At 68.3% G+C, this 18,468-nt stretch carries 17 protein-coding genes and 1 tRNA gene; 7 read left to right on the top strand and 11 right to left on the bottom strand.

Features of this window, described 5'->3' with window-relative positions; genetic code table 11:
- Positions 1–16: 16 nt before the first annotated feature.
- The 8 genes from ilvN to E6C70_RS02110 all read right to left on the bottom strand — a co-directional run bounded on the left by ilvN (position 17) and on the right by E6C70_RS02110 (position 13,239).
- The gene (ilvN, locus tag E6C70_RS02145; protein WP_136421812.1) at positions 17–526 is read right to left on the bottom strand and encodes an acetolactate synthase small subunit; all 510 of its coding nucleotides are present in this window, start codon (positions 524–526) and stop codon (positions 17–19) included.
- 3 nt (positions 527–529) lie between these two features.
- Entirely contained in the window at positions 530–2,329 is a 1,800-nt protein-coding gene (locus tag E6C70_RS02140) for an acetolactate synthase large subunit (protein ID WP_136421811.1), read from the bottom strand.
- A 49-nt stretch (positions 2,330–2,378) separates the two neighbouring features.
- A complete protein-coding gene (gene ilvD / locus E6C70_RS02135) occupies positions 2,379–4,073 on the bottom strand; it encodes a dihydroxy-acid dehydratase (protein WP_136421809.1) in 1,695 nt (564 codons plus the stop codon).
- Positions 4,074–4,137: 64 nt separating this feature from the next.
- Entirely contained in the window at positions 4,138–6,399 is a 2,262-nt protein-coding gene (locus tag E6C70_RS02130) for a bifunctional alpha,alpha-trehalose-phosphate synthase (UDP-forming)/trehalose-phosphatase (RefSeq protein WP_136421807.1), read from the bottom strand.
- A 105-nt stretch (positions 6,400–6,504) separates the two neighbouring features.
- A complete protein-coding gene (locus tag E6C70_RS02125; protein ID WP_136421805.1) occupies positions 6,505–8,433 on the bottom strand; it encodes a YhgE/Pip family protein in 1,929 nt (642 codons plus the stop codon).
- Entirely contained in the window at positions 8,430–11,345 is a 2,916-nt protein-coding gene (locus E6C70_RS02120; RefSeq protein WP_136421803.1) for an MMPL family transporter, read from the bottom strand. The genes E6C70_RS02125 and E6C70_RS02120 overlap by 4 nt, the downstream gene beginning before the upstream one ends.
- A 9-nt stretch (positions 11,346–11,354) precedes the next feature.
- Positions 11,355–11,948, bottom strand: a complete 594-nt coding sequence (locus tag E6C70_RS02115; RefSeq protein WP_136421801.1) for a TetR/AcrR family transcriptional regulator — start codon at positions 11,946–11,948, stop codon at positions 11,355–11,357.
- A gap of 124 nt (positions 11,949–12,072) precedes the next feature.
- The gene (locus E6C70_RS02110; RefSeq protein ID WP_136421799.1) at positions 12,073–13,239 is read right to left on the bottom strand and encodes an SLC13 family permease; all 1,167 of its coding nucleotides are present in this window, start codon (positions 13,237–13,239) and stop codon (positions 12,073–12,075) included.
- Between the two features lie 102 nt (positions 13,240–13,341).
- Between E6C70_RS02110 and E6C70_RS02105 the strand changes: the two genes are divergently transcribed.
- The 5 genes from E6C70_RS02105 to E6C70_RS02085 all read left to right on the top strand — a co-directional run bounded on the left by E6C70_RS02105 (position 13,342) and on the right by E6C70_RS02085 (position 16,113).
- On the top strand, positions 13,342–13,530 hold the full coding sequence (locus tag E6C70_RS02105) for a hypothetical protein (RefSeq protein WP_136421796.1): 189 nt from the start codon (positions 13,342–13,344) through the stop codon (positions 13,528–13,530).
- A gap of 140 nt (positions 13,531–13,670) precedes the next feature.
- A complete protein-coding gene (locus E6C70_RS02100) occupies positions 13,671–14,084 on the top strand; it encodes a hypothetical protein (protein WP_136421795.1) in 414 nt (137 codons plus the stop codon).
- Between the two features lie 123 nt (positions 14,085–14,207).
- A complete protein-coding gene (locus E6C70_RS02095; RefSeq protein WP_136421793.1) occupies positions 14,208–14,843 on the top strand; it encodes a biotin transporter BioY in 636 nt (211 codons plus the stop codon).
- A gap of 2 nt (positions 14,844–14,845) precedes the next feature.
- Positions 14,846–15,526, top strand: a complete 681-nt coding sequence (locus E6C70_RS02090) for an energy-coupling factor ABC transporter ATP-binding protein (RefSeq protein ID WP_136421791.1) — start codon at positions 14,846–14,848, stop codon at positions 15,524–15,526.
- Positions 15,523–16,113, top strand: coding sequence for an energy-coupling factor transporter transmembrane component T family protein (locus E6C70_RS02085; RefSeq protein ID WP_136421789.1), 591 nt, complete (start codon positions 15,523–15,525; stop codon positions 16,111–16,113). The genes E6C70_RS02090 and E6C70_RS02085 overlap by 4 nt, the downstream gene beginning before the upstream one ends.
- On the opposite strand, the gene E6C70_RS02080 is transcribed toward E6C70_RS02085, so the two are convergent.
- Both E6C70_RS02080 and E6C70_RS16595 read right to left on the bottom strand, forming a co-directional pair.
- Positions 16,110–16,544 (bottom strand): hypothetical protein, encoded by a 435-nt coding sequence (locus E6C70_RS02080; RefSeq protein ID WP_136421787.1) that lies wholly within the window; start codon positions 16,542–16,544, stop codon positions 16,110–16,112. The two genes, E6C70_RS02085 and E6C70_RS02080, sit on opposite strands and share 4 nt — an antisense overlap.
- 22 nt (positions 16,545–16,566) lie before the next feature.
- On the bottom strand, positions 16,567–16,920 hold the full coding sequence (locus E6C70_RS16595; RefSeq protein ID WP_168770839.1) for a hypothetical protein: 354 nt from the start codon (positions 16,918–16,920) through the stop codon (positions 16,567–16,569).
- A gap of 22 nt (positions 16,921–16,942) precedes the next feature.
- Here E6C70_RS16595 and E6C70_RS02075 point away from each other — a divergent pair, with 22 nt between their 5' ends.
- Complete coding sequence (locus tag E6C70_RS02075; RefSeq protein ID WP_136421785.1) at positions 16,943–17,374, top strand: hypothetical protein; 432 nt, start codon at positions 16,943–16,945, stop codon at positions 17,372–17,374.
- A gap of 60 nt (positions 17,375–17,434) precedes the next feature.
- Here E6C70_RS02075 and E6C70_RS02070 read toward each other — a convergent pair.
- Positions 17,435–17,507 (bottom strand) — tRNA-Lys (locus E6C70_RS02070).
- A gap of 124 nt (positions 17,508–17,631) precedes the next feature.
- On the opposite strand from E6C70_RS02070, the gene E6C70_RS02065 reads away from it, so the two are divergent.
- Entirely contained in the window at positions 17,632–18,423 is a 792-nt protein-coding gene (locus E6C70_RS02065; RefSeq protein ID WP_136421783.1) for an inositol monophosphatase family protein, read from the top strand.
- Positions 18,424–18,468: the final 45 nt, after the last annotated feature.

The raw sequence follows: 18,468 nt of genomic DNA, 5'->3' as shown, positions 1-18,468 counted from the left end.
CTCCTTGTGTTTCGTTCTAATTCCGAAAGACGCGCTCGGTGATGCTCTTGCCGCCGCGGCCGATCGCGAGAAGGCCCGACTGGGCGATCTCCTTGATGCCGTAGGGCTCCAGCACTCGCAGGAATGCTCCGGTCTTGCCGCTGTCGCCGGTCACCTCGATGACCAGGGCATCGGTCGCGACATCCACGACCCGGGCACGGAAGAGATTGACCGCCTCGAGCACCTGCGACCGCGTGGTGTTGTCCACCTTCACCTTGATGAGCAGGTGCTCGCGTTGCACGGACTGGTTGGGGTCGAGTTCGACGATCTTGATGACGTTGATGAGCTTGTTGAGCTGTTTGGTGACCTGCTCGAGCGGCAGCTCCTCGACGTCCACCACGACGGTGATGCGCGAGAGCCCGGCGATCTCGCTGTGCCCGACGGCGAGGCTCTCGATGTTGAACCCACGGCGGGCGAACAGGCCGGCCACCCGGGTCAGCAGACCCGGCTTGTCCTCGACGAGAAGGGAGAGTACGTGTGTCGACATGGCCTACTCATCCTCGAATTCGGGACTGTGATCCTTGGCGTACTGGATGTAGTTGTTCGAGACGCCTTGGGGCACCATGGGCCACACCATCGAGTCGCGGCTCACCACGAAGTCGATGACGACAGGACGGTCGTTGGTCTCGAGCGCCAGCTTGATGGCTGCGTCGACCTCCTCCTCCTTCGTCACGCGGATGCCGAGAGCCCCGTAGGCCTCGGCCAGCTTGACGAAGTCGGGGATGCGAATGGTGTCCGCACCCGTGTTGAGATCGGTGTTCGAGTAGCGACCGTCGTAGAACAGCGTCTGCCACTGCCGCACCATGCCGAGGGACGAGTTGTTGATCACCGCGACCTTGATCGGGATGTTGTTGATCGTGCAGGTGGCCAGCTCTTGGTTGGTCATCTGGAAGCAGCCGTCGCCGTCGATCGCCCACACGTCGCGGTCGGGCTGGGCGACCTTCGCTCCCATAGCGGCCGGCACGGCGTAGCCCATCGTGCCGGCGCCGCCCGAGTTGAGCCAGGCGTTCGGACGCTCGTACTTGATGAACTGGGCTGCCCACATCTGGTGCTGACCGACACCGGCGGCGTAGACGCCCTCCGGCCCGGTGATCTCGCCGATGCGCTGGATCACGTACTGCGGGGCGAGTGCGCCATCCGTCGTCGGGGCGAATCCGAGCGGGAACTCCGCGCGCAGCCCGTCGAGGTAGTCCCACCAGTCCTTGATGTCGGCCGGTGCGTCGCGCACCGCCTCGGCGTACGCGGCGGTCAGGTCGACGATCACGTCCCGCGCGTCTCCCACGATCGGGACGTCGGCCACCCGGATCTTGGAGATCTCGGCCGGATCGACGTCGACGTGGACGACCTTCGCGTTCGGCGCGAACAACGCGGCCTTGCCGGTCACGCGGTCGTCGAACCGGGCGCCGAGCGAGACGATCAGGTCGGCCTCCTGCAGCGCGAGCACCGCAGGGACGGTGCCGTGCATCCCCGGCATGCCCAGTTGCTGCGAGTGCGAGTCGGGGAACGCGCCGCGCGCCATCAGGGTCGTGACGACGGGAGCGCCGGTGGCCTCGGCGAGCGTCAGCAGTTCCTCGGAGGCACGGGCGCGGATGACGCCGCCGCCCACGTAGAGCACCGGCTTCTTCGATTCCGCCAGCAACTGCGCGGCAGCGTTGATCTGCTTGCCGTGGGCCTTCGTGACCGGGCGGTAGCCGGGCAGGTCGACCTTGGGCGGCCAGATGAAGGGCACGGTGTCCTGCTGGGCGTCCTTGGTGATGTCGACGAGCACCGGGCCCGGCCGTCCGGTGGAGGCGATGTGCATCGCCGCCGCGATGGTCGCGGGGATCTCGCGGGCGTCCTTGACGAGGAAGGAGTGCTTGGTGACCGGCATGGTGATACCCACGATGTCGGCCTCCTGGAATGCATCCGTTCCCATCAGGGTGGAGAAGACCTGTCCGGTGATGGCCAACAGCGGCACCGAGTCCATGTGGGCGTCCGCGATCGCGGTGACGAGGTTCGTCGCCCCGGGACCGGAGGTGGCGATGCAGACGCCGAGCTTGCCGCTCGACGACGCGTAGCCCTCAGCGGCGTGGCCGGCGCCCTGCTCGTGGCGTACGAGGATGTGGCGGAGCTTGGTGGAGTCCATCAGCGGGTCGTAGACGGGAAGGATGGCGCCGCCGGGCAGGCCGAAGACGTCGGTGATGCCTAGCAGCTCGAGCGTGCGGACGACCGAAGCTGCTCCGGTGAGCATTTCAGGGCCGCGCGCCACGGGGGCTGTGGGCGTGGGCACGGGCGGATGTTCCGTGGTCATGCGTATGCGATTCCCTTGGGATGCGTGAGTGTTTCAGGTGACGCGAGACTCAACCCGTGACGGCGCCTTCTGCGGCGGAGTGCACGAGCTTGGAGTACTTCGCGAGGACGCCACGGGTATAGCGCGGAGGAAGAGGGGCCCAGCCGTCACGGCGGGCTGCCAGCTCTGACTCGTCGACCAGTAGGTCGAGGGACCGAGCCGCGATATCGACCCGTATCAGATCACCATCGCGCACGAAGGCGATGGGACCAGCGTCCACCGCTTCGGGTGCTATGTGGCCGATGCAGAGGCCGGTTGTGCCGCCTGAGAATCGTCCGTCCGTCAAGAGTAGTACATCTTTTCCGAGCCCAGCGCCCTTGATGGCGGCGGTGATGGCGAGCATCTCGCGCATGCCGGGCCCGCCCTTGGGGCCTTCGTAACGGATGACGACGACGTCGCCGTGCCCGATCCTCCCCTCGGTCAGGGCGTCCATCGCCTCGCGTTCGCGCTCGAACACGCGGGCCGGGCCCTCGAACACCGACGCGTCGAAACCGGCCGTCTTGACGACCGCGCCATCGGGAGCGAACGAGCCCTTGAGGATGGTGAGGCCGCCGGTGGCGTGGATGGGGTTGTCGAGCGTGCGGATGACCGTCCCGTCGAGCGGGTCGGGGTTCAGGGCCTCGAGGTTCTCGGCGACGGTCCGTCCGGTCACGGTGAGCGCGTCGCCGTGCAGCAGGCCGGCATCCAGCAGCGCCTTCATGAGCACGGGGATGCCGCCCTGACGGTCGACGTCGTTCATGACGAAGCGGCCGAACGGCTTCATGTCGGCCAGGTGCGGAACCTTGTCGCCGATGCGGTTGAAGTCGTCGAGCGTCAACTCGACCTCGGCCTCGTTGGCGATCGCGAGCAGGTGCAGCACGACGTTGGTCGAGCCACCCAGCGCCATCGCCACCGTGATGGCGTTCTCGAACGCCTCCTTGGTGAGGATGTCGCGGGCCGTGATGCCGAGGCGCAGCAGGTTGACGACGGCCTCGCCCGAGCGGTGGGCGAAGTAGTCGCGCCGGCGGTCTGCCGACGGCGGGGATGCCGACCCGGGCAGGCTCATCCCGAGCGCCTCCGCGACGGATGCCATCGTGTTGGCGGTGTACATGCCGCCGCAGGCACCCTCGCCGGGAGCGATGGCGCACTCGATGCGCTTGAGGTCCTCTTCGCTCATCGTGCCCGCCTTGCAGGCGCCGACGGCCTCGAAGGAGTCGATGATGGTGACCTCCTTCTCGGTGCCGTCGCTGAGCTTGACCCAGCCGGGGGCGATCGATCCGGCGTAGAGGAACACCGCGGCGAGGTCGAGACGTGCTGCCGCCATGAGCATGCCCGGCAGCGACTTGTCGCATCCGGCCAGCAGCACCGAACCGTCCAGGCGCTCGGCGCTCATGACGACCTCGACGCTGTCGGCGATGACCTCGCGCGAGACGAGCGAGAAGTGCATGCCCTCGTGACCCATCGAGATGCCGTCGGAGACCGAGACGGTTCCGAATTGCAGCGGGTAACCGCCGCCCGAGTGCACGCCCTCCTTCGCGCCCTGCGCCAGTCGGTCGAGGCTGAGGTTGCATGGCGTGATCTCGTTCCACGAGCTCGCGATGCCGATCTGGGGCTTCTCCCAGTCCTCATCACCCATTCCCACCGCACGGAGCATTCCGCGGCTGGTGGTGGCCTCGATGCCGTCCGTGACGACCCGGGAGCGTGGTTTGATGTCGATCTCCGCCATGGCAGAAGTCTATGGCCAGCTCTGAAGGCGAACGGACGCGGCCGCGTCGCAGGTGGCCGCGGCGTCAGCCCCGGATGACGTCGATCGCCGCGGTGTTCGCACGCTCGCGTCGCACGGCCTCGAGGTGCCCGGCGCGGAAGTCCGCCAGCAGAGCCAGCGCCTCGGCGACCTCCTCCGGGCTGCGCACCCGGTGCCCGGCGGCCGTGCGCCCCTGACCGATCTTCAGGCCGAGGTCGTCCGCGCCCAGCACGGCGAACGCGTCCTCGTCCGTCACGTCGTCTCCGGCGAAGAACACGCCGGTCGCGAGGGTGTGCGCTCGCAGCTTCTCGATCGCGTCGCCCTTGCCGGCGGGGCGCAGGGCGAACTCGATGACGTTCTTGCCCTCGCGCACCGTCATGCCGGGTGCGGCAGCCTTCACCTTGCCACGGGCACTGCGCTGCGCAGACAGGCCGGCTGCCGGTGACATCCGGCGGGTGTGGAACGCCAGCCCGGCTGGCTTGCGTTCGACCCACGATCCCTCGGCTCCCCGAGAGACGGCGGTGAGGATGTCGGCGACCTCGTCGAGCCTCTCGACCTCCGCGCCGTGCAGGTCGAGGACCGGCTCCGGCTCGTCGAGCTTGAGCTCCACGCCGTGCGACCCGGTCAGGAGCACGTCGTCCGACGGTTCCGCGACGTGCTGCAGGCTGACCAATGCGCGACCGGAGACGAATGCGACGCGGGTGTCCTCGAGCGCGAGCAGTCGATCCACCGCCACGCGCGCACTCTCCAAGGCTCGAGCGTCCTCCGGTTGGTCGACGTGAGGAGCGAGGGTGCCGTCGAAGTCGAGGGCGACCAGCAGTCGCTCGGCGGTGGCCAGTTCACGCAGGCCGTCGGCGAGGGTCTCCGGGATCCCCGGCGGGACGGCGCCTCGGCCGGTGAGCGTGTCGAGGAAGCTCTTCGACCAGTGGTCGACGGTGTTCTCGTGCAGCTTGCGGCGAAGCGCGCGCATCCGCCGACGCCGTTCCGACTCGGGCATCTCGATGGCCGCGACGATGGCCTGCTTGAGGCCGTCGATGTCGTGCGGGTTGATGATGATCGCCTGCTTGAGTTCGTCGGCGGCGCCCGCGAACTCGCTGAGCACGAGCACCCCGTCCTCGTCGACGGATGCCGCCACGAACTCCTTGGCCACGAGGTTCATGCCGTCGCGGAGCGCCGTGACGAGCATTACGTCGGCGGCGAGGTACAGCGCTGCCATCTCCTCACGCGGGTATCCGTGGTGCAGGTAGGCGATCGCCGTGTGGCTGATGGTGCTGTAGTCGCCGTTGATGCGCCCGACCTGCAGCTCGATCTCGTCGCGCAGGGTCATGTAGGTGGCCACGCGCTCGCGGCTGGGACTGGCGACCTGAACGAGCGTGACGTCCTCGACGGCGAGCGTGCCCTCGGCGAGCAGCTCGCCGAACGCCTTGAGACGGTGCCCGATGCCCTTGGTGTAGTCGAGCCGATCCACCCCTAGCATGATCGTCTTGGGGTTTCCGAGGTCGCTGCGGATCTGCTCCGCTCTCGCCTGCACCTCGGGACGGGCGGCGAGCTCCTCGAAACCCGCCACGTCGATGGAGATCGGGAAGGTGCGGGCCACCACGTGACGGATGTCGCCGTCCGGACCGACGACCTCGACGGCCGCACCGCGGGTGGTGTACCCGAACAGCCGACGGACGGCGCGGGTGAAGTTGCCGGCGTCCGCGACCCGCTGGAACCCGACCACGTCGGCGCCCAGGAGGCCCTCGAGGATCTGCTTGCGCCACGGCAGCTGGGAGAAGATTCCGTACGGCGGGAACGGGATGTGGTTGAAGAAGCCGATCACGACGTCGGGACGCAGCTCGCGGAGAAGTTGCGGGACGAGTTGGAGCTGATAGTCCTGTACCCACACGATGGCTCCGTCGGCCGCGACGTCGGCGGCCGCCTGGGCGAACCGCCGGTTGACGGCGACGTAGGCGTCCCACCACTCGCGATGGAACTGGGGCGAGGCGATGACGTCGTGGTACAGCGGCCACAGGGTGTCGTTCGAGAAGCCCTCGTAGTACTCCTGCACCTCCTCCGCGGAGAGACTGACGGGCACGATCTCGATGCCGTCGTTCTCGAACGGGGCGAACTCCTCGTCGACGGCGCCGGCCCACCCGACCCATGCGCCCTCTGCGGAGCGCATCACGGGCTCGAGCGCTGTCACCAGCCCGCCGGGAGAGGTCTTCCAGCGGGTGGCGCCATCCGGACCGATCTCATGGTCGACCGGGAGTCGGTTGGAGACGACGACCATGCCGTAGCGGCCGACATCATTGGCTTTCGCGGGCATCGAGATGCTTGTTTCTCCTCCGGCGCTGCGACGATGGCGCGCCTGTCATGCGGACTTCTCAGGCTACCAGTCGCGGCCTGGTCCCCACCGGCGCGGTCGGGCTGATCAACCCCTCGCCAGTGCGAATCCCCACGAACGGGCTCCGCGGCGCCGCTGGACGGCGATGAGGCTGCCGACGACCGAGAGCAGACCGAACACCATGAGCGCGCCGGCGGCCGCAGCGACCGCTGCTCCGCCGCTGCCCGCGATGATCTGCTGCATCCCCTGTACCGCCCAGCTCAGCGGCAGGAACGTGCCGATGACCTGGTACGGGCCGGCGAGCAACTGCACCGGGTACAGGCCGCCCGCGCTCACCAGCTGCAGGATGACCAGCAGCAGCGAGATGATCCAGCCCACCCGGCCGAATGCCACCGTGAGGAAATGGTGGACTGCCGCGAAGACCAGCGCGGTGAGGGCGCCGAAGGAGAGCGTTGCAGGGAGCATCGTCCACGTCACGCCGAGCACCGTGTGGAGCAGGGCCACCACGAGGACGGCCTGGGCGAGGGCGATGCCGGATGCCCGCGCGAGCGAACGGAACACGATGCGACCGCTGGAGGCCGTGCTCTGCAGAGCCATCGACGTGACCGGCCGCAGCAGCAGGAAGATGGCGAGTGCGCCGATCCACAGGCTGACCGGCACGAAGATCATTCCGATGACCCCGCCGATGGCATTGATCGGGTTCTCACGCTGAGACGTGAAGGCGACCGGCTCCGAGACGACGCCGGCCGTCTTGTCGGCGTCGATGTCGCTCAGCTTCGACGCCTGGCTGGCGCCGCCGGAGAGGCCGGTCGCGAGCTTGTTGGCGCCATCGGCGAGCTGGTGCGCGCCCGAAGCCGAGCTGGCAGCGCCGGTCGACAGGGCGCCGACGCCGTCGGAGAGCTGGCTGACGCCGGAGGCGATCGAGTCGGCTCCGGACCGGAGGCCCGCTGAACCCGAGGAGAGCTGGCCCGCGCCGGCGGCGGACTGGGCGATGCCGTCGTGGAGCTGGCCGAGGCCCGCAGCCCCGGAAGCGAGTGCATTTCCCTTTCCGGCTATGGCGGTCAGGGTGCCGTTAGCCATGCCGAGGTCTTTCGCGAGCGCCTCCTGCCCAGCGGCATCGAGAGTGCCGGCGCCGAGGGCGGCGATGTTCGCTTGGGTCAGCGTGTCCAGACTGGTTGCCGTGCCACTCACCGCCTGCGTGTACGACTGCACTCCGGAGCCTAAGTCGCCGAGCTGGGCGGTGCTGTCACGCAGAGTCGCGAGCCCGCCGGCGAGCGAGTCGACGCCGCCGGTGTAGCTGTCGACGCCGTTCGAGAATTGCGAGGCGCCACTCGCAGCGGAGGACGCTCCAGAAGCAGCGGATGCCGCCCCAGCCGAGAGCTGGTCGAGTCCTCCGGCGAGCGACGAGACGCCGTTGGACACCTGGGTCGCTCCATCGGCCGCCGACGACAACGATCCGCCGACTCCGGCCAGGTTGGCGTAGAACCCGCTCAGGTACTGCTTGGTGATGGCGCGGCCGAAGGCCGTGGACATGCTGTCACCGACGGACTGCGCGGCCGAACCGGCGAGGTAGGAGTGCGCGTCATCCGTCTGGATGCGGAGGTCGGCCTGCTTCGGTGCGTCGCCGGAGAGCGAGGTGATCGACGACGAGAAGTCCGACGGGATGGTCAGCACGGCGTAGGCGGTGCCGTCGGAGAGCGCCTTCTTGGCATCGGCCGTGCTGGAGAGCTTCCAGTCGAAGCCGGCGGCCTTCGGGTCGGTCAGCTGAGTGACCAGGAGGCGTCCGGCCAGCACCGGCTGCTCGGTGCCGTCAGCGGTCTTCTGCGTCACCATCTTGTCGTTGTTGACCACCAGCGCCGGAACGGTGTCGACGCGCTGGTCGGCGCTGGCGAGGCCGCCGGCGACGAGGCCGGCGACGGCCAGGGGCACGATGATGACGCCGGCGACGATCGCGCCGAACTTCCAACGTCGCTGGCCGGCGGTGCGGCTGAAGAGCCGGGTGAGTCGGGTGCTCATGAGAGGAGCGCCTTTCGGTCGGTGACGGCGAGGTCGTCGAGGTCGAGAGTGTGAGCGCCACGGGGGCCGATGGCGTCGTCGGCACACAGGCCGGCAGCGGTGAGGACGAGCGTCGTGCTCGCGGGAGCGAGCGACGAGACGGCCGAGAGGAGTTCGATCGTCGCGGGCTCGTTCGCGAGCATCTCGCCGAGTTCGGCCACGATCACGCCCGGTCGTTCGGCCAGGCCCGCTGCCACCAGGACGGCGGCGCGCGGCACTCCGGCGAGCGCTGCGATCGGGGTCTCGGCCGCGAGCTGCGGCATCCGGAGCACGTCCCTGAGACGGGAGATCCAGACGCGCAGCTGGCCGTTGGTGCCCGACAGCCGGTACCACGGCAGGCCCAGCTCGATGCGTTCGCTGAGGACGTCGCCGACCGTGCGGTCGCCGAACGCGGCCTCGGCTCCGGCGATGTCGACGAGGGTGACCCGTCGCATCGCCCGCGAGCTCTCCGACGGCAGCGGCGCGCCCAGCACCTGTACACGTCCGCCGACGGGTGCGATGCGTCCGGCCAGGGTCGCAGCGACGACGCGACGATCGGATGCATCGCCTCGGATGACGAGTGCGTCTCCCGCCGGGATCTCGATGCTGAGCGGACCGATCCGGGCGTCGTCCAACCCGAACACAGCATCCTCGGCGGAGATGGCTCCGTGCTGGCCGCGCGACCAGTCGACATCGTCGAGATGGTGCTGCAGACTCTCCCCCTCGATGTCGACGTTCGGCAGGATGCGCGCGAGCCAGCGGGGCAGCCACCAGGCGGCGCGTCCGGCGAGCGCCATGGCGGCGGGGACGAGCGTCAGGCGCACGAGGAAGGCGTCGAATGCCACGCCCACCGCGAGGGCGAAGGCGATGCCCTTTATGGCCCCTGTCCCCTCGGGCACGAACGCGAAGAAGACGAAGAACATGATGAGGGCGGCCGCCGTGACCACTCGGACGGCGTGCTGGTAGCCATGCACGATCGCCCCGCGGGCGTCGCCGCGGCCATCCGCCGATCGATTCTTCGAGCGCACCCACTGCTCGCGCATGCCCGAGACCAGGAACACCTCGTAGTCCATGGCGAGGCCGAACAGCAGCGCCATGAGCAGGATGGGCAGGAAGCTGAGGATGGGGCCGGGCGTCTCGATGTTGAGCAGGTCGGCGAGCCAACCCCACTGGAAGATCGCGACGGTCACGCCGATCGTCCCGAACACGGAGAGCAGGAAGCCGAGCGCCGCCTTGATGGGTACGAAGATGGAGCGGAACACCATCATGAGCAGGATGATCGAGAGTCCCACCACGATGAGGGCGAACGGCACCAGGGCGTTGGTGAGGCGGTTGGAGATGTCGATCGCGACCGCCGTCTGGCCCGTCACCGTGATGGGCGTGCCGTACTCGCGGTCGATCGACGGACCGAGAACGCGAATGCTCTGCACCAGCTCCTTGGTCGCGGGATCGTCGGGGCCGCTCTTCGGGATCACCTTGATGATGGCGGTGTCCACGGTCTGATTGGGGATGCCGGGACCGACGGACGCGACGTCGTCGAGCGCGGAGAGCTTGTCGCGGATGGCGTCGAGATCATTCTGGATGTCGGTCGTCTGCGTGATGTCGACGGACACCACGAGGGGTCCGTTGTAGCCAGGGCCGAAGCCGTCGGCGAGCATCTCGTAGGCCTGGTGCGCGTCGGACGCCTTCGGCTCACTCGCGCCGGTCGGCAGGTTGAGGTCGAGGCTGAGCGCCGGGATCGACAGGCCGCCGAGGATGCCGACGACGAGGACGACGGCGACGATCGGAGCCTTGAGGACGAGATTCACCCAACGACGGCCCATCGTGGGCTTTCCACCCTCATCGGCGGCGAGGGCGCGCTTGGCGATGCGACTGGTCGGCTTGGGAATGAGCCGCCCCCGGGCGAGACCGAGTACGGCGGGCAGAAGCGTCACGGCCGCGAGCATGCCGATGAAGACGGCGAATGCGGCGGCCACGCCCATGGTGCTGAGGAACGGGATCCCGACGACCAAGAGGCCGAGAAGCGCGATGATCACGGTGATGCCCGCGAAGACGACCGCGCTACCGGCGGTCGCGACCGCCGTGGCGGCGGACTCCTCCGGTGTCACACCGCGCGCCAACTGCGTTCGATGCCTCGACAGGATGAACAGCGCGTAGTCGATGCCGACGGCGAGGCCCAGCATGACGGCGAGCATGGGTGCGGAGCTCGACACCGGCACGAACGCCGAGACGACGGTGACACCGCCGACCGCGACGCCAACACCGATGAGCGCCGTCAACAGTGGCATCCCGGCCGCCAGCAGCGACCCGAAGGCGATGAAGAGCACCACGCCGGCGAAGAGCACTCCGAGCCCCTCGGTGATGGTGAGCCCGAAGGTCTGGTCCTGGAAGACCTGTCCGCCGAACGCGACCGTGATGTCGCCCTTCTTCCCGGTCTCGCCCACGGCCTTCACACCGTCGATGGTCTTCTGGGAGACATCCGTCGATGCCTTGTCGAGCTGCACCTGCGTGTAGGCCGTCAGTGCGTCCTTCGACACCGCATCACCGGCGTACTTGCTGAACGGGTCGAGTACGGAGGCCACGCCGTCGACATCCTCGAGCTGCTTGGTCATGGCGTCGATGGTCGCGCGGTGCGCCGAACTCGAGAGCGGATCGCCGTCGGCGCTCTTCATGACCACCTCGACGGATGCACCCGCCGTCTGAGGGAAGACGGCGGCCAGCTTGTCGATGGCCTGCTGCGACTCGGTGCCCGGGATCGAGTACGACTCCTGGGTCTGCCCGCCGAGCGCGACTCCCCCGCCGACGAGGCCCGCCACGAGGGCGATCCAGATGGCGATGACGATCCACGCGCGACGGTAGGCGATGTGCCCGATGCGGTAGAGGAATGTTGCCACGAGAGGTCCTTAGCGAGTGGGAGGAACGGTCGAGAGGAGTTCGGAGACGATGCGGATGAGCGCTTCGCGCAACTCGTCGTCCGGCTGGAGGGCGCTGTCCGCGTAGGTGAGCCCCGCGGTGAGGGTGTAGGCGGCTCCGCCGAGGGCGATGCCGAACCGGAGCTTGGTCTCGAGGCTCGAGTCCGCGGCACTGACGGCGTCGGACAGTCGAGCGATGAGCGCGTTGGCTCGGGCGACCACGGGCACGTCCTCGAGTGCGGCCCCCTGGTTGATGAAGGTGTGCACCTCGAGTCGGTATCGCAGCAGGAAGCCGACGAACGACTCGACGAACGCGGCGCGCGATTGCTCGCTCGGACGCGCCGAGAGCCAGATGGCCATCACGCGCTGGAGCTCGTCGATCGCGGGCGTCAGCACGGCGTCGAGCAGAGCCTCCTTGGAGGCGAAGTGATACAGGACGCTCGACTTCGAGTATCCGGCGACGTCGGCAATCTGCTGCAACGAGGTGCCCGCGTACCCGACCGACGAGAACTGGTCGAGGGCGATGGACCGGAGTTCGTCGCTCGGGCGGGCTCGCGAAGAACCGGAGGGTGCATCGGAGGACATGGTCCGAGGCTATTTGACCGATCGGTCAATCTCTGCACGATCGGTCAGATTCGCACCCAGCTCTCAGTCTGCGGTGCTGATTCTCAGAGAGCGTGCACTCAGAGAAGGATCAGAGAGCGTGCACTCAGAGAAGGATGAGCGCCGCGGTGGCCGCACCCACCGTGAGCGGGGCGACGATCGCGCCGATCAGCATGTATCGCGACCAACGGATGTCGACATCCATCGAGCGCAGTCGATCATGCCAAAGCAACGTGGCCAGCGACGCCCAGGGGGTAATGAGCGGGCCGGCGTTCACGCCGATCAGGAGGGCGATAAGACGCAGCGGTGAATCTGCCACGGGCTCGAGCGCGAGGTAGGCCGGGAGGTTGTTGGCCAGGTTCGCCCCAGCCGCACCCACCCCCGCGAGCTGGAAGAGCGACCCGGCGCCGTCCCCCGGACCGGCGATGTGCGCCAGAGCGGCGCCGAGACCGAGGGCGTGCGCCGCCTCCAGGACGAGGAAGAGGCCTGCCGTTAGCAGCAGCAACGGCCACGGCACCATGCCGATCCGCAATGCCGACGGGCGCGAGATGGCGAAGGCGACGATCAGGGCGACGGCGGCTGCGCTCGCGGGAATCCACACCGGCAGTCCCGAGACGAGGCCGGGCAGCAGCACGGAGACCGCTACGGCGCTCGCGATCAGCAACGTGGGCTCCTCGATGCGGGCGGTCTGCTGCGGGGCGTAGCGGGCGAACAGGTCACGGCGGAAGACGACGGCGACGACGATGACGGGCACGATCACGGCGACCAGGGCCGGCGCCCAGGTGAGCGCCGCGAATCCTCCTGGCGATACAGGATGCCCCGAGACCGAGGCCAGATGCGACTCTGCGAGGAGGTTGGTCAGATTCGACACGGGTAGCAGCAGGGAGGCCGTGTTGGCCAAGAGCACCGTGGTGAACGCGAACGGCAGCACGCTCACTCCGACGTGCCGCGCCATGACGATGACGACGGGGGTCAGGAGGACCGCCGTGGTGTCGAGCGACAGGAAGACGGTGCTCGCCACGGCGAGGGCCACGACGATGAGCCACAGCAACCACGTGCGCCCGCGCGCCCACCGCGTGGAGTGCTCCGCGATCCAGCTGAACAGCCCGGCCTCCGAAGCCAGCTCCGTCACGATCGTCATGGCCACGACGAACAGGAGGATGGGCCAGACCCGCTCCCAGAGCGTGATCGCCTCATCCGCGGGCAGTATGCCGGTGAACAATGCCACGACGCCGAGCGCGATGAGGCCCGCGCCGATGATGGCAGTGCGCATCGTTCTCCTGCTCGACGACCTAGACGAGGCGCGTCGGTGACGCAAGCCCGTCGACGGCCGTTGCCGCCAGAGATAGCGTAGAGCCGACGGAAGGTGGCAGAGATGCGCAAGTACCTGTTCAACGGGGCGATCATCGGGTCGATCGTCGGCGCATGGGGGGTGCTGCAGACCACGCGCAAGGGTCCGCGCGACTGGCGCCTGATCCTCACCTGGATCTCGTGGGGTCTCACGCTCGCCGTCGCCGTCGGAACGGTCAAGAAGGAAGCCGACGACCGCTCGCTGTCCTCCTGATCGGCGCGTCCCCCCAAGAGGGGATTGCCGATTCGCGACATCCGCATGAATCCGGGGATGCAGGCGGCGTGTCCCACGTCCCGACCGCGTCCCACCCGCCACACTGGAACCAGCATCCAGCCCGCGGAAGGAATCAGCACATGTTTGGTCGACGGAGGCGCGAGACACCGGTCGTCCCGCCGAAGGCGCCCGCCCCGGAGCTCAACGGCGAGCAGGTTTTCGAACTCATCAACAGCCGGCTGAACGAGATCATCGGAGTGCACGGCGAATGGACGCTCATCCGACGAGCGGCGGAGGACACCGACGGCATCTTCCACGCGATGCTGACCCATCAGATCGCCGCCGAGGTCACCCACGCCCTGCTGGTCGAGCGTTCCAGCCTGCGCGGAGAGACGGCGCCCGAGCCGGCCGCGCTCGCCTGGATGCCCGCGCCGATCGCCGTCTGGGCCGATCACGACCTGCCCATCACGCTCGAGGAGGCGCCGCTGGCGGAGATCCTCGTCAGTGCCGACACGGACGAGTTCGCCTTCGTGCCCACGCGGCACGCCGCCTGAGCAACGCCGTACAGATTTCGCCGCGAAATCTTGTAACGGAATCGCCGCGGGCGCATCCGTCTCCTTCCTAATCTGAGAGTCGCCCGGCCGATGCTGTATCGGCCACGACTTCAGGAGGACGCCATGGCCGCACCCGCACGCAGCAGCGCTCGCGACATCGCCCAGATCGCCGTGTTCGCAGCCCTGATCGCCGCCCTGACCCTGCCCGGCGCCATTCCGGTCGGCGTGCTCGGGGTGCCCATCACTCTGCAGACGCTCGGCGTCATGCTCGCCGGTGCCATCCTCGGCGCGCGGAAGGGCACCATCGCCGTTGCCCTCTACGTGGTACTCGGGCTCGCGGGGCTCCCCATCCTCGCCGGCGGTTCGGGCGGGCTCGGCGTGCTCGCCGGTCCGACGGCTGGCTACCTCATCGGGTTCATTCCCGCCGCCTTCGTGATCGGTTTCCTCACCGAGCGGATCCTGCCGCGATACCCGCTCTGGGCCGGCTTCCTGGTCACCATCGCCGGCGGAATCGTCGTGGAATACGCCGTCGGCGTGCCGTGGCTCGCCGCCGTTGCCGGCATCCCGCTGTGGACGGCGATCTCGGTGGGAGCGGTTCCGTTCCTCATCGGCGACCTCATCAAGGTCGTCATCACCGTGCTGGTCGCCAAGGCGGTCCACCGGGCCTGGCCCGGTGTCGCGCCGGCTCGGTCATGGCGGCGAGCGGATGCCGAGACGGCCATCGAGTCCGACTCCGCCGCGGTGGCCGACGCGCGCTGACGATGCCCGAGATCCGCTTCGAGGCCGTCGGTCACCGGTTCGGTGACGACCGGGTCCTCAGCGACATCTCGCTCACCCTCACGGAGGCGCGCGTCGGCATCGTCGGCGCGAACGGATCGGGCAAGTCGACGCTCGCGCGAATGATCAACGGGCTGGTATCGCCGACGACCGGCCGGGTCGGTGTCGATGGCCTCGACGTGAAGCGAGACGGACGCGAGGTGCGCCGGCGGGTGGGCTTCGTCTTCACCAATCCCGACAACCAGATCGTGATGCCCACCGTGCGAGAGGATGTCGCCTTCAGCCTGCGACGGATGCGCCTCCCGTCCGAGGTGGCAGCCGCCCGCGTCGACGCGGCATTGGATCGATTCGGTCTCACGACTCTCGCCGACCGCGCGGCGCATACCCTCTCGGGCGGTCAGAAGCAGCTGCTCTCGCTCGCGGCAGTGCTGGTGGCGGAGCCGGCCATCGTGGTGGCCGACGAACCCACCACCCTGCTCGACGCTCGCAATGCCCGTGTCGTCGGCGAGCACCTCTCGTCGCTCGATCAGCAGATCGTGGTCGTCACCCACCAGCTCGACCTCGTGGAGGAGTTCGATCGGGTGATCGTGATCGACGCCGGTCGCGTCGTGGCCGACGACTCCGCCGCCGGCGCGCTCGCCTGGTATCGAGCGGCTCTGACGTGATCGCGCTGTACCACCCCGGCCGGTCACTGCTCCATCGTGCGCCTGCACTTCTCAAGCTGGCACTGCTCGCCGCATCCGTCACGGTCGTCGCGCTGCCGCGCGAACCCTGGCAGCTGGCCGTCGCGGCCGGCATCACGATCGTGCTCTTCCTCGTCGCGGCGGTGCCGGTTCGTCTGGCGGCTCGAGGAGTCGCCCCCGTACTGTGGCTGCTCCTCGTCGCGGTTCCGCTCAACGCGTGGTTCTCCGGATGGGAGTCCGCCGCCGTCATGGCGGGCCGGGTCATCACCGCGGTGGCACTCGCTGCCCTGTTCACCATCACGACGACGGTGACAGCCGTCCTGGGCGCGATGACGACGCTGCTTCGTCCGTTCCCGTTCATCGACGCCGACCGGGTGGGACTGATGATGGCGCTGACGATCCGCGCCGTGCCGCTGCTGGCGGCCATCGTCGGTTCCGTCATCGAGGCGCGGAAGGCGCGCGGACTGGAGCGGTCGCTGCGTGCCATCGCCGTGCCGGTGATCGTGCGCTCATTGCAGACCGCGGACGAACTCGGCGAGGCTCTCATCGCCCGCGGCGTCGACGACTAAGTCGAGTGCGAGGTCGTGTCACGCTCGATTCCTGCCCGGGTCCGCCTCGCGAGCACACCCAGCCAGATGCTCGACCACCCGTTCAACAGCCCGAGCAACAAGAGAATTGCTCCGAGGAGCGGCTGGCCATCAACCATCACGAAGACCGCGCCAGCGAGCAGGAGCGGCACCATGATCGCGCGAGATATGAGCAATCGCCGCAGCCGGCGGCGTGACCGAGCCGGGTCCGCGGGTCGCTGAGGCGGCCAGGTGCGATCCGCCCACGACGGGCGCACCAGCCACGTCGAACCCACGGCGAACAGGATCATCGCGCCCACCAGGACCAGGGCGCCCGGAATCGACCACGGAGGTGTGGCGATCAGCCACCCGCCGCCCAGTGCGACGACGATCGCGCCGATCATCACAAGAATGCCTGCGGCGCGCGGGCTCACGGGCACTCCTCATCCGGAAGGCTCATGTCACCGGCACGGGGACGGGATGCTCGGCTCGGTACTTCTCGGACAGACGGATGGAGCGGAGTGTCAGGGTGATTCCGACACCCCAAATGACGAAGATCGCAGCGCAGTAGACGGCCGCGAACGCGTGGATGCGGACGCTCGAATCTAGGCCGTTAGGCAGCTCTACGCAGAGGACTGCGATCGTGAGCGCGGTCAGCCCGATCGTCCGGAGACGATAAGCGTCGGGCGCGATAACCGCGAAACAGCTGGCGCGAGCACGCTGATCATCGTCCAAGGGGATCGTCTTTCCGCGTGCAACGACCTTCCGAATCGCAGAACGGAAGACGGAGCCGCCGACGATTTCGCGCATCCTCTCGTCCAGCGGCCACGTCATGGCCGACGCCGTGGCTCCCGCAACCAAGCACGACAATCCAGCGCTCACGATCACCGCGGATGCCAGCTTGGACGGGTTCGACCATGAGAGAGCGATCGAGACGAGCATCGTCACCGCGATCGAACTGGCGAACACCACGCGGATAGTGCGCAGCTTCCTACGCAGAACCGCCCTCGACCACGGCAGCGTGTCCCCTCGGGCGGAACGCGTCGGCGACCCCTGCCGTCCACTCACCGCGGGCTCCTCGTTCATCGGGGAAACTCTGCTCCACACCACGCGATCTGTCCACTCCGGAGTAGCGTCGGCGGCAAAGATGGGAGCAACCATGAGCAACAAGACGCCGGAGGAAGAGAAGATCGTCCGCGAAGAGGAGGAACGCGAGAAGGAGAAGCAGCGCGCGGAGGAAGCCGAGGAACGCCGACTCGAGTAGTGAGCCGGGCCTGACCGCACGAGAAAAGCCCCGAACCTGGCGAGAGGTTCGGGGCTTTCGTGCACCCCCTCGGACTTGAACCGAGAACCCACTGATTAAGAGTCAGTTGCTCTGCCAATTGAGCTAGAGGTGCGAAATCGGCCCCGGAATTACTTCCCGAACCGAGTGATAACCTTAGCATCACCCCGCCTGCCAGTGCCAATCGAGCCGGGTTCGCGGACCGGCTCCGACGCCGGCCGGATCGATAGGCTGAGCCCGTGAACGCTGACCTCGCTGCCGACCTCGCCCTGGCCCTCGAACTCGCGGATGGGGCGGACGCCGTGTCGCTCGATCGCTTCCGCGCCACCGACCTCGTGGTCACGACGAAGCCCGATCGCACGCCGGTGACGGATGCGGATCAGGCGGTCGAGCGCGGCATCCGCGCCCGCCTCGCCGAGGCTCGCCCCGACGATGGGATCTTCGGAGAGGAGTACGGCGTGGAGGGCTCGTCGGACCGGCAGTGGATCATCGATCCCATCGACGGCACGGCCAACTTCCTGCGCGGCGTGCCGGTCTGGGGAACGCTCATCGCCCTGGCGGTGGACGGCGAGCCCCTCGTCGGGGTCGCCAGCATGCCGGCGCTGGGCCGCCGCTGGTGGGCCGCGAAGGATGCCGGCGCCTGGACGACGGATGACGGCGTCAACGACCCCCGATCCATCGGAGTCTCAGCAGTGAGTGGGCTCGCGGATGCCTCCCTCAGCTTCCAGAGCATCGCGCAATGGAGGGAGCACGGTCACCTGGACACTCTGCTCGGCCTCAGCGAGACGGTCTGGCGAGATCGCGCCTATGGCGACCTGTGGTCGTACCTGCTGCTCGCCGAGGGCCTCGTCGACGCCGTAGCCGAGTTCGGCGTGCAACGCTACGACGTCGCGGCCCTCATCCCCATCCTCGAGGAGGCGGGCGGCCGGTGGAGCGATGGAGCTGGTGGCCGCGACCTCGACGACCGCAGTTCGGTCGCCACCAACGGACTGCTCCACCATGAACTCCTGGAGCGCATCCGGGCCAACTGAGCGCCACCCCTTCCCCCTCGAACAGGGCGGGTCTAGCATCGGCCC

This window comes from Orlajensenia flava (genome assembly GCF_004801905.1).
Taxonomy (GTDB): Bacteria; Actinomycetota; Actinomycetes; order Actinomycetales; family Microbacteriaceae; genus Orlajensenia; species Orlajensenia flava.
The sequence above is the reverse complement of the archived record's forward strand: the minus strand, read 5'-3'. Positions and strand labels throughout refer to the sequence as shown.

What these genes read in the sequence shown, in the direction of transcription:
- E6C70_RS16595 (WP_168770839.1), bottom strand. Translation starts at nt 16,920, where the DNA reads ATGCGCGAAATCGTCGGCGGCTCCGTCTTCCGTTCTGCGATTCGGAAG.
- E6C70_RS02075 (WP_136421785.1), top strand. Translation starts at nt 16,943, where the DNA reads ATGGCCGACGCCGTGGCTCCCGCAACCAAGCACGACAATCCAGCGCTC.
- ilvD (WP_136421809.1), bottom strand. Translation starts at nt 4,073, where the DNA reads ATGGCGGAGATCGACATCAAACCACGCTCCCGGGTCGTCACGGACGGC.
- E6C70_RS02115 (WP_136421801.1), bottom strand. Translation starts at nt 11,948, where the DNA reads ATGTCCTCCGATGCACCCTCCGGTTCTTCGCGAGCCCGCCCGAGCGAC.
- E6C70_RS02125 (WP_136421805.1), bottom strand. Translation starts at nt 8,433, where the DNA reads ATGAGCACCCGACTCACCCGGCTCTTCAGCCGCACCGCCGGCCAGCGA.
- E6C70_RS02090 (WP_136421791.1), top strand. Translation starts at nt 14,846, where the DNA reads ATGCCCGAGATCCGCTTCGAGGCCGTCGGTCACCGGTTCGGTGACGAC.
- E6C70_RS02140 (WP_136421811.1), bottom strand. Translation starts at nt 2,329, where the DNA reads ATGACCACGGAACATCCGCCCGTGCCCACGCCCACAGCCCCCGTGGCG.
- E6C70_RS02105 (WP_136421796.1), top strand. Translation starts at nt 13,342, where the DNA reads ATGCGCAAGTACCTGTTCAACGGGGCGATCATCGGGTCGATCGTCGGC.
- E6C70_RS02130 (WP_136421807.1), bottom strand. Translation starts at nt 6,399, where the DNA reads ATGCCCGCGAAAGCCAATGATGTCGGCCGCTACGGCATGGTCGTCGTC.
- E6C70_RS02095 (WP_136421793.1), top strand. Translation starts at nt 14,208, where the DNA reads ATGGCCGCACCCGCACGCAGCAGCGCTCGCGACATCGCCCAGATCGCC.
- E6C70_RS02110 (WP_136421799.1), bottom strand. Translation starts at nt 13,239, where the DNA reads ATGCGCACTGCCATCATCGGCGCGGGCCTCATCGCGCTCGGCGTCGTG.
- ilvN (WP_136421812.1), bottom strand. Translation starts at nt 526, where the DNA reads ATGTCGACACACGTACTCTCCCTTCTCGTCGAGGACAAGCCGGGTCTG.
- E6C70_RS02100 (WP_136421795.1), top strand. Translation starts at nt 13,671, where the DNA reads ATGTTTGGTCGACGGAGGCGCGAGACACCGGTCGTCCCGCCGAAGGCG.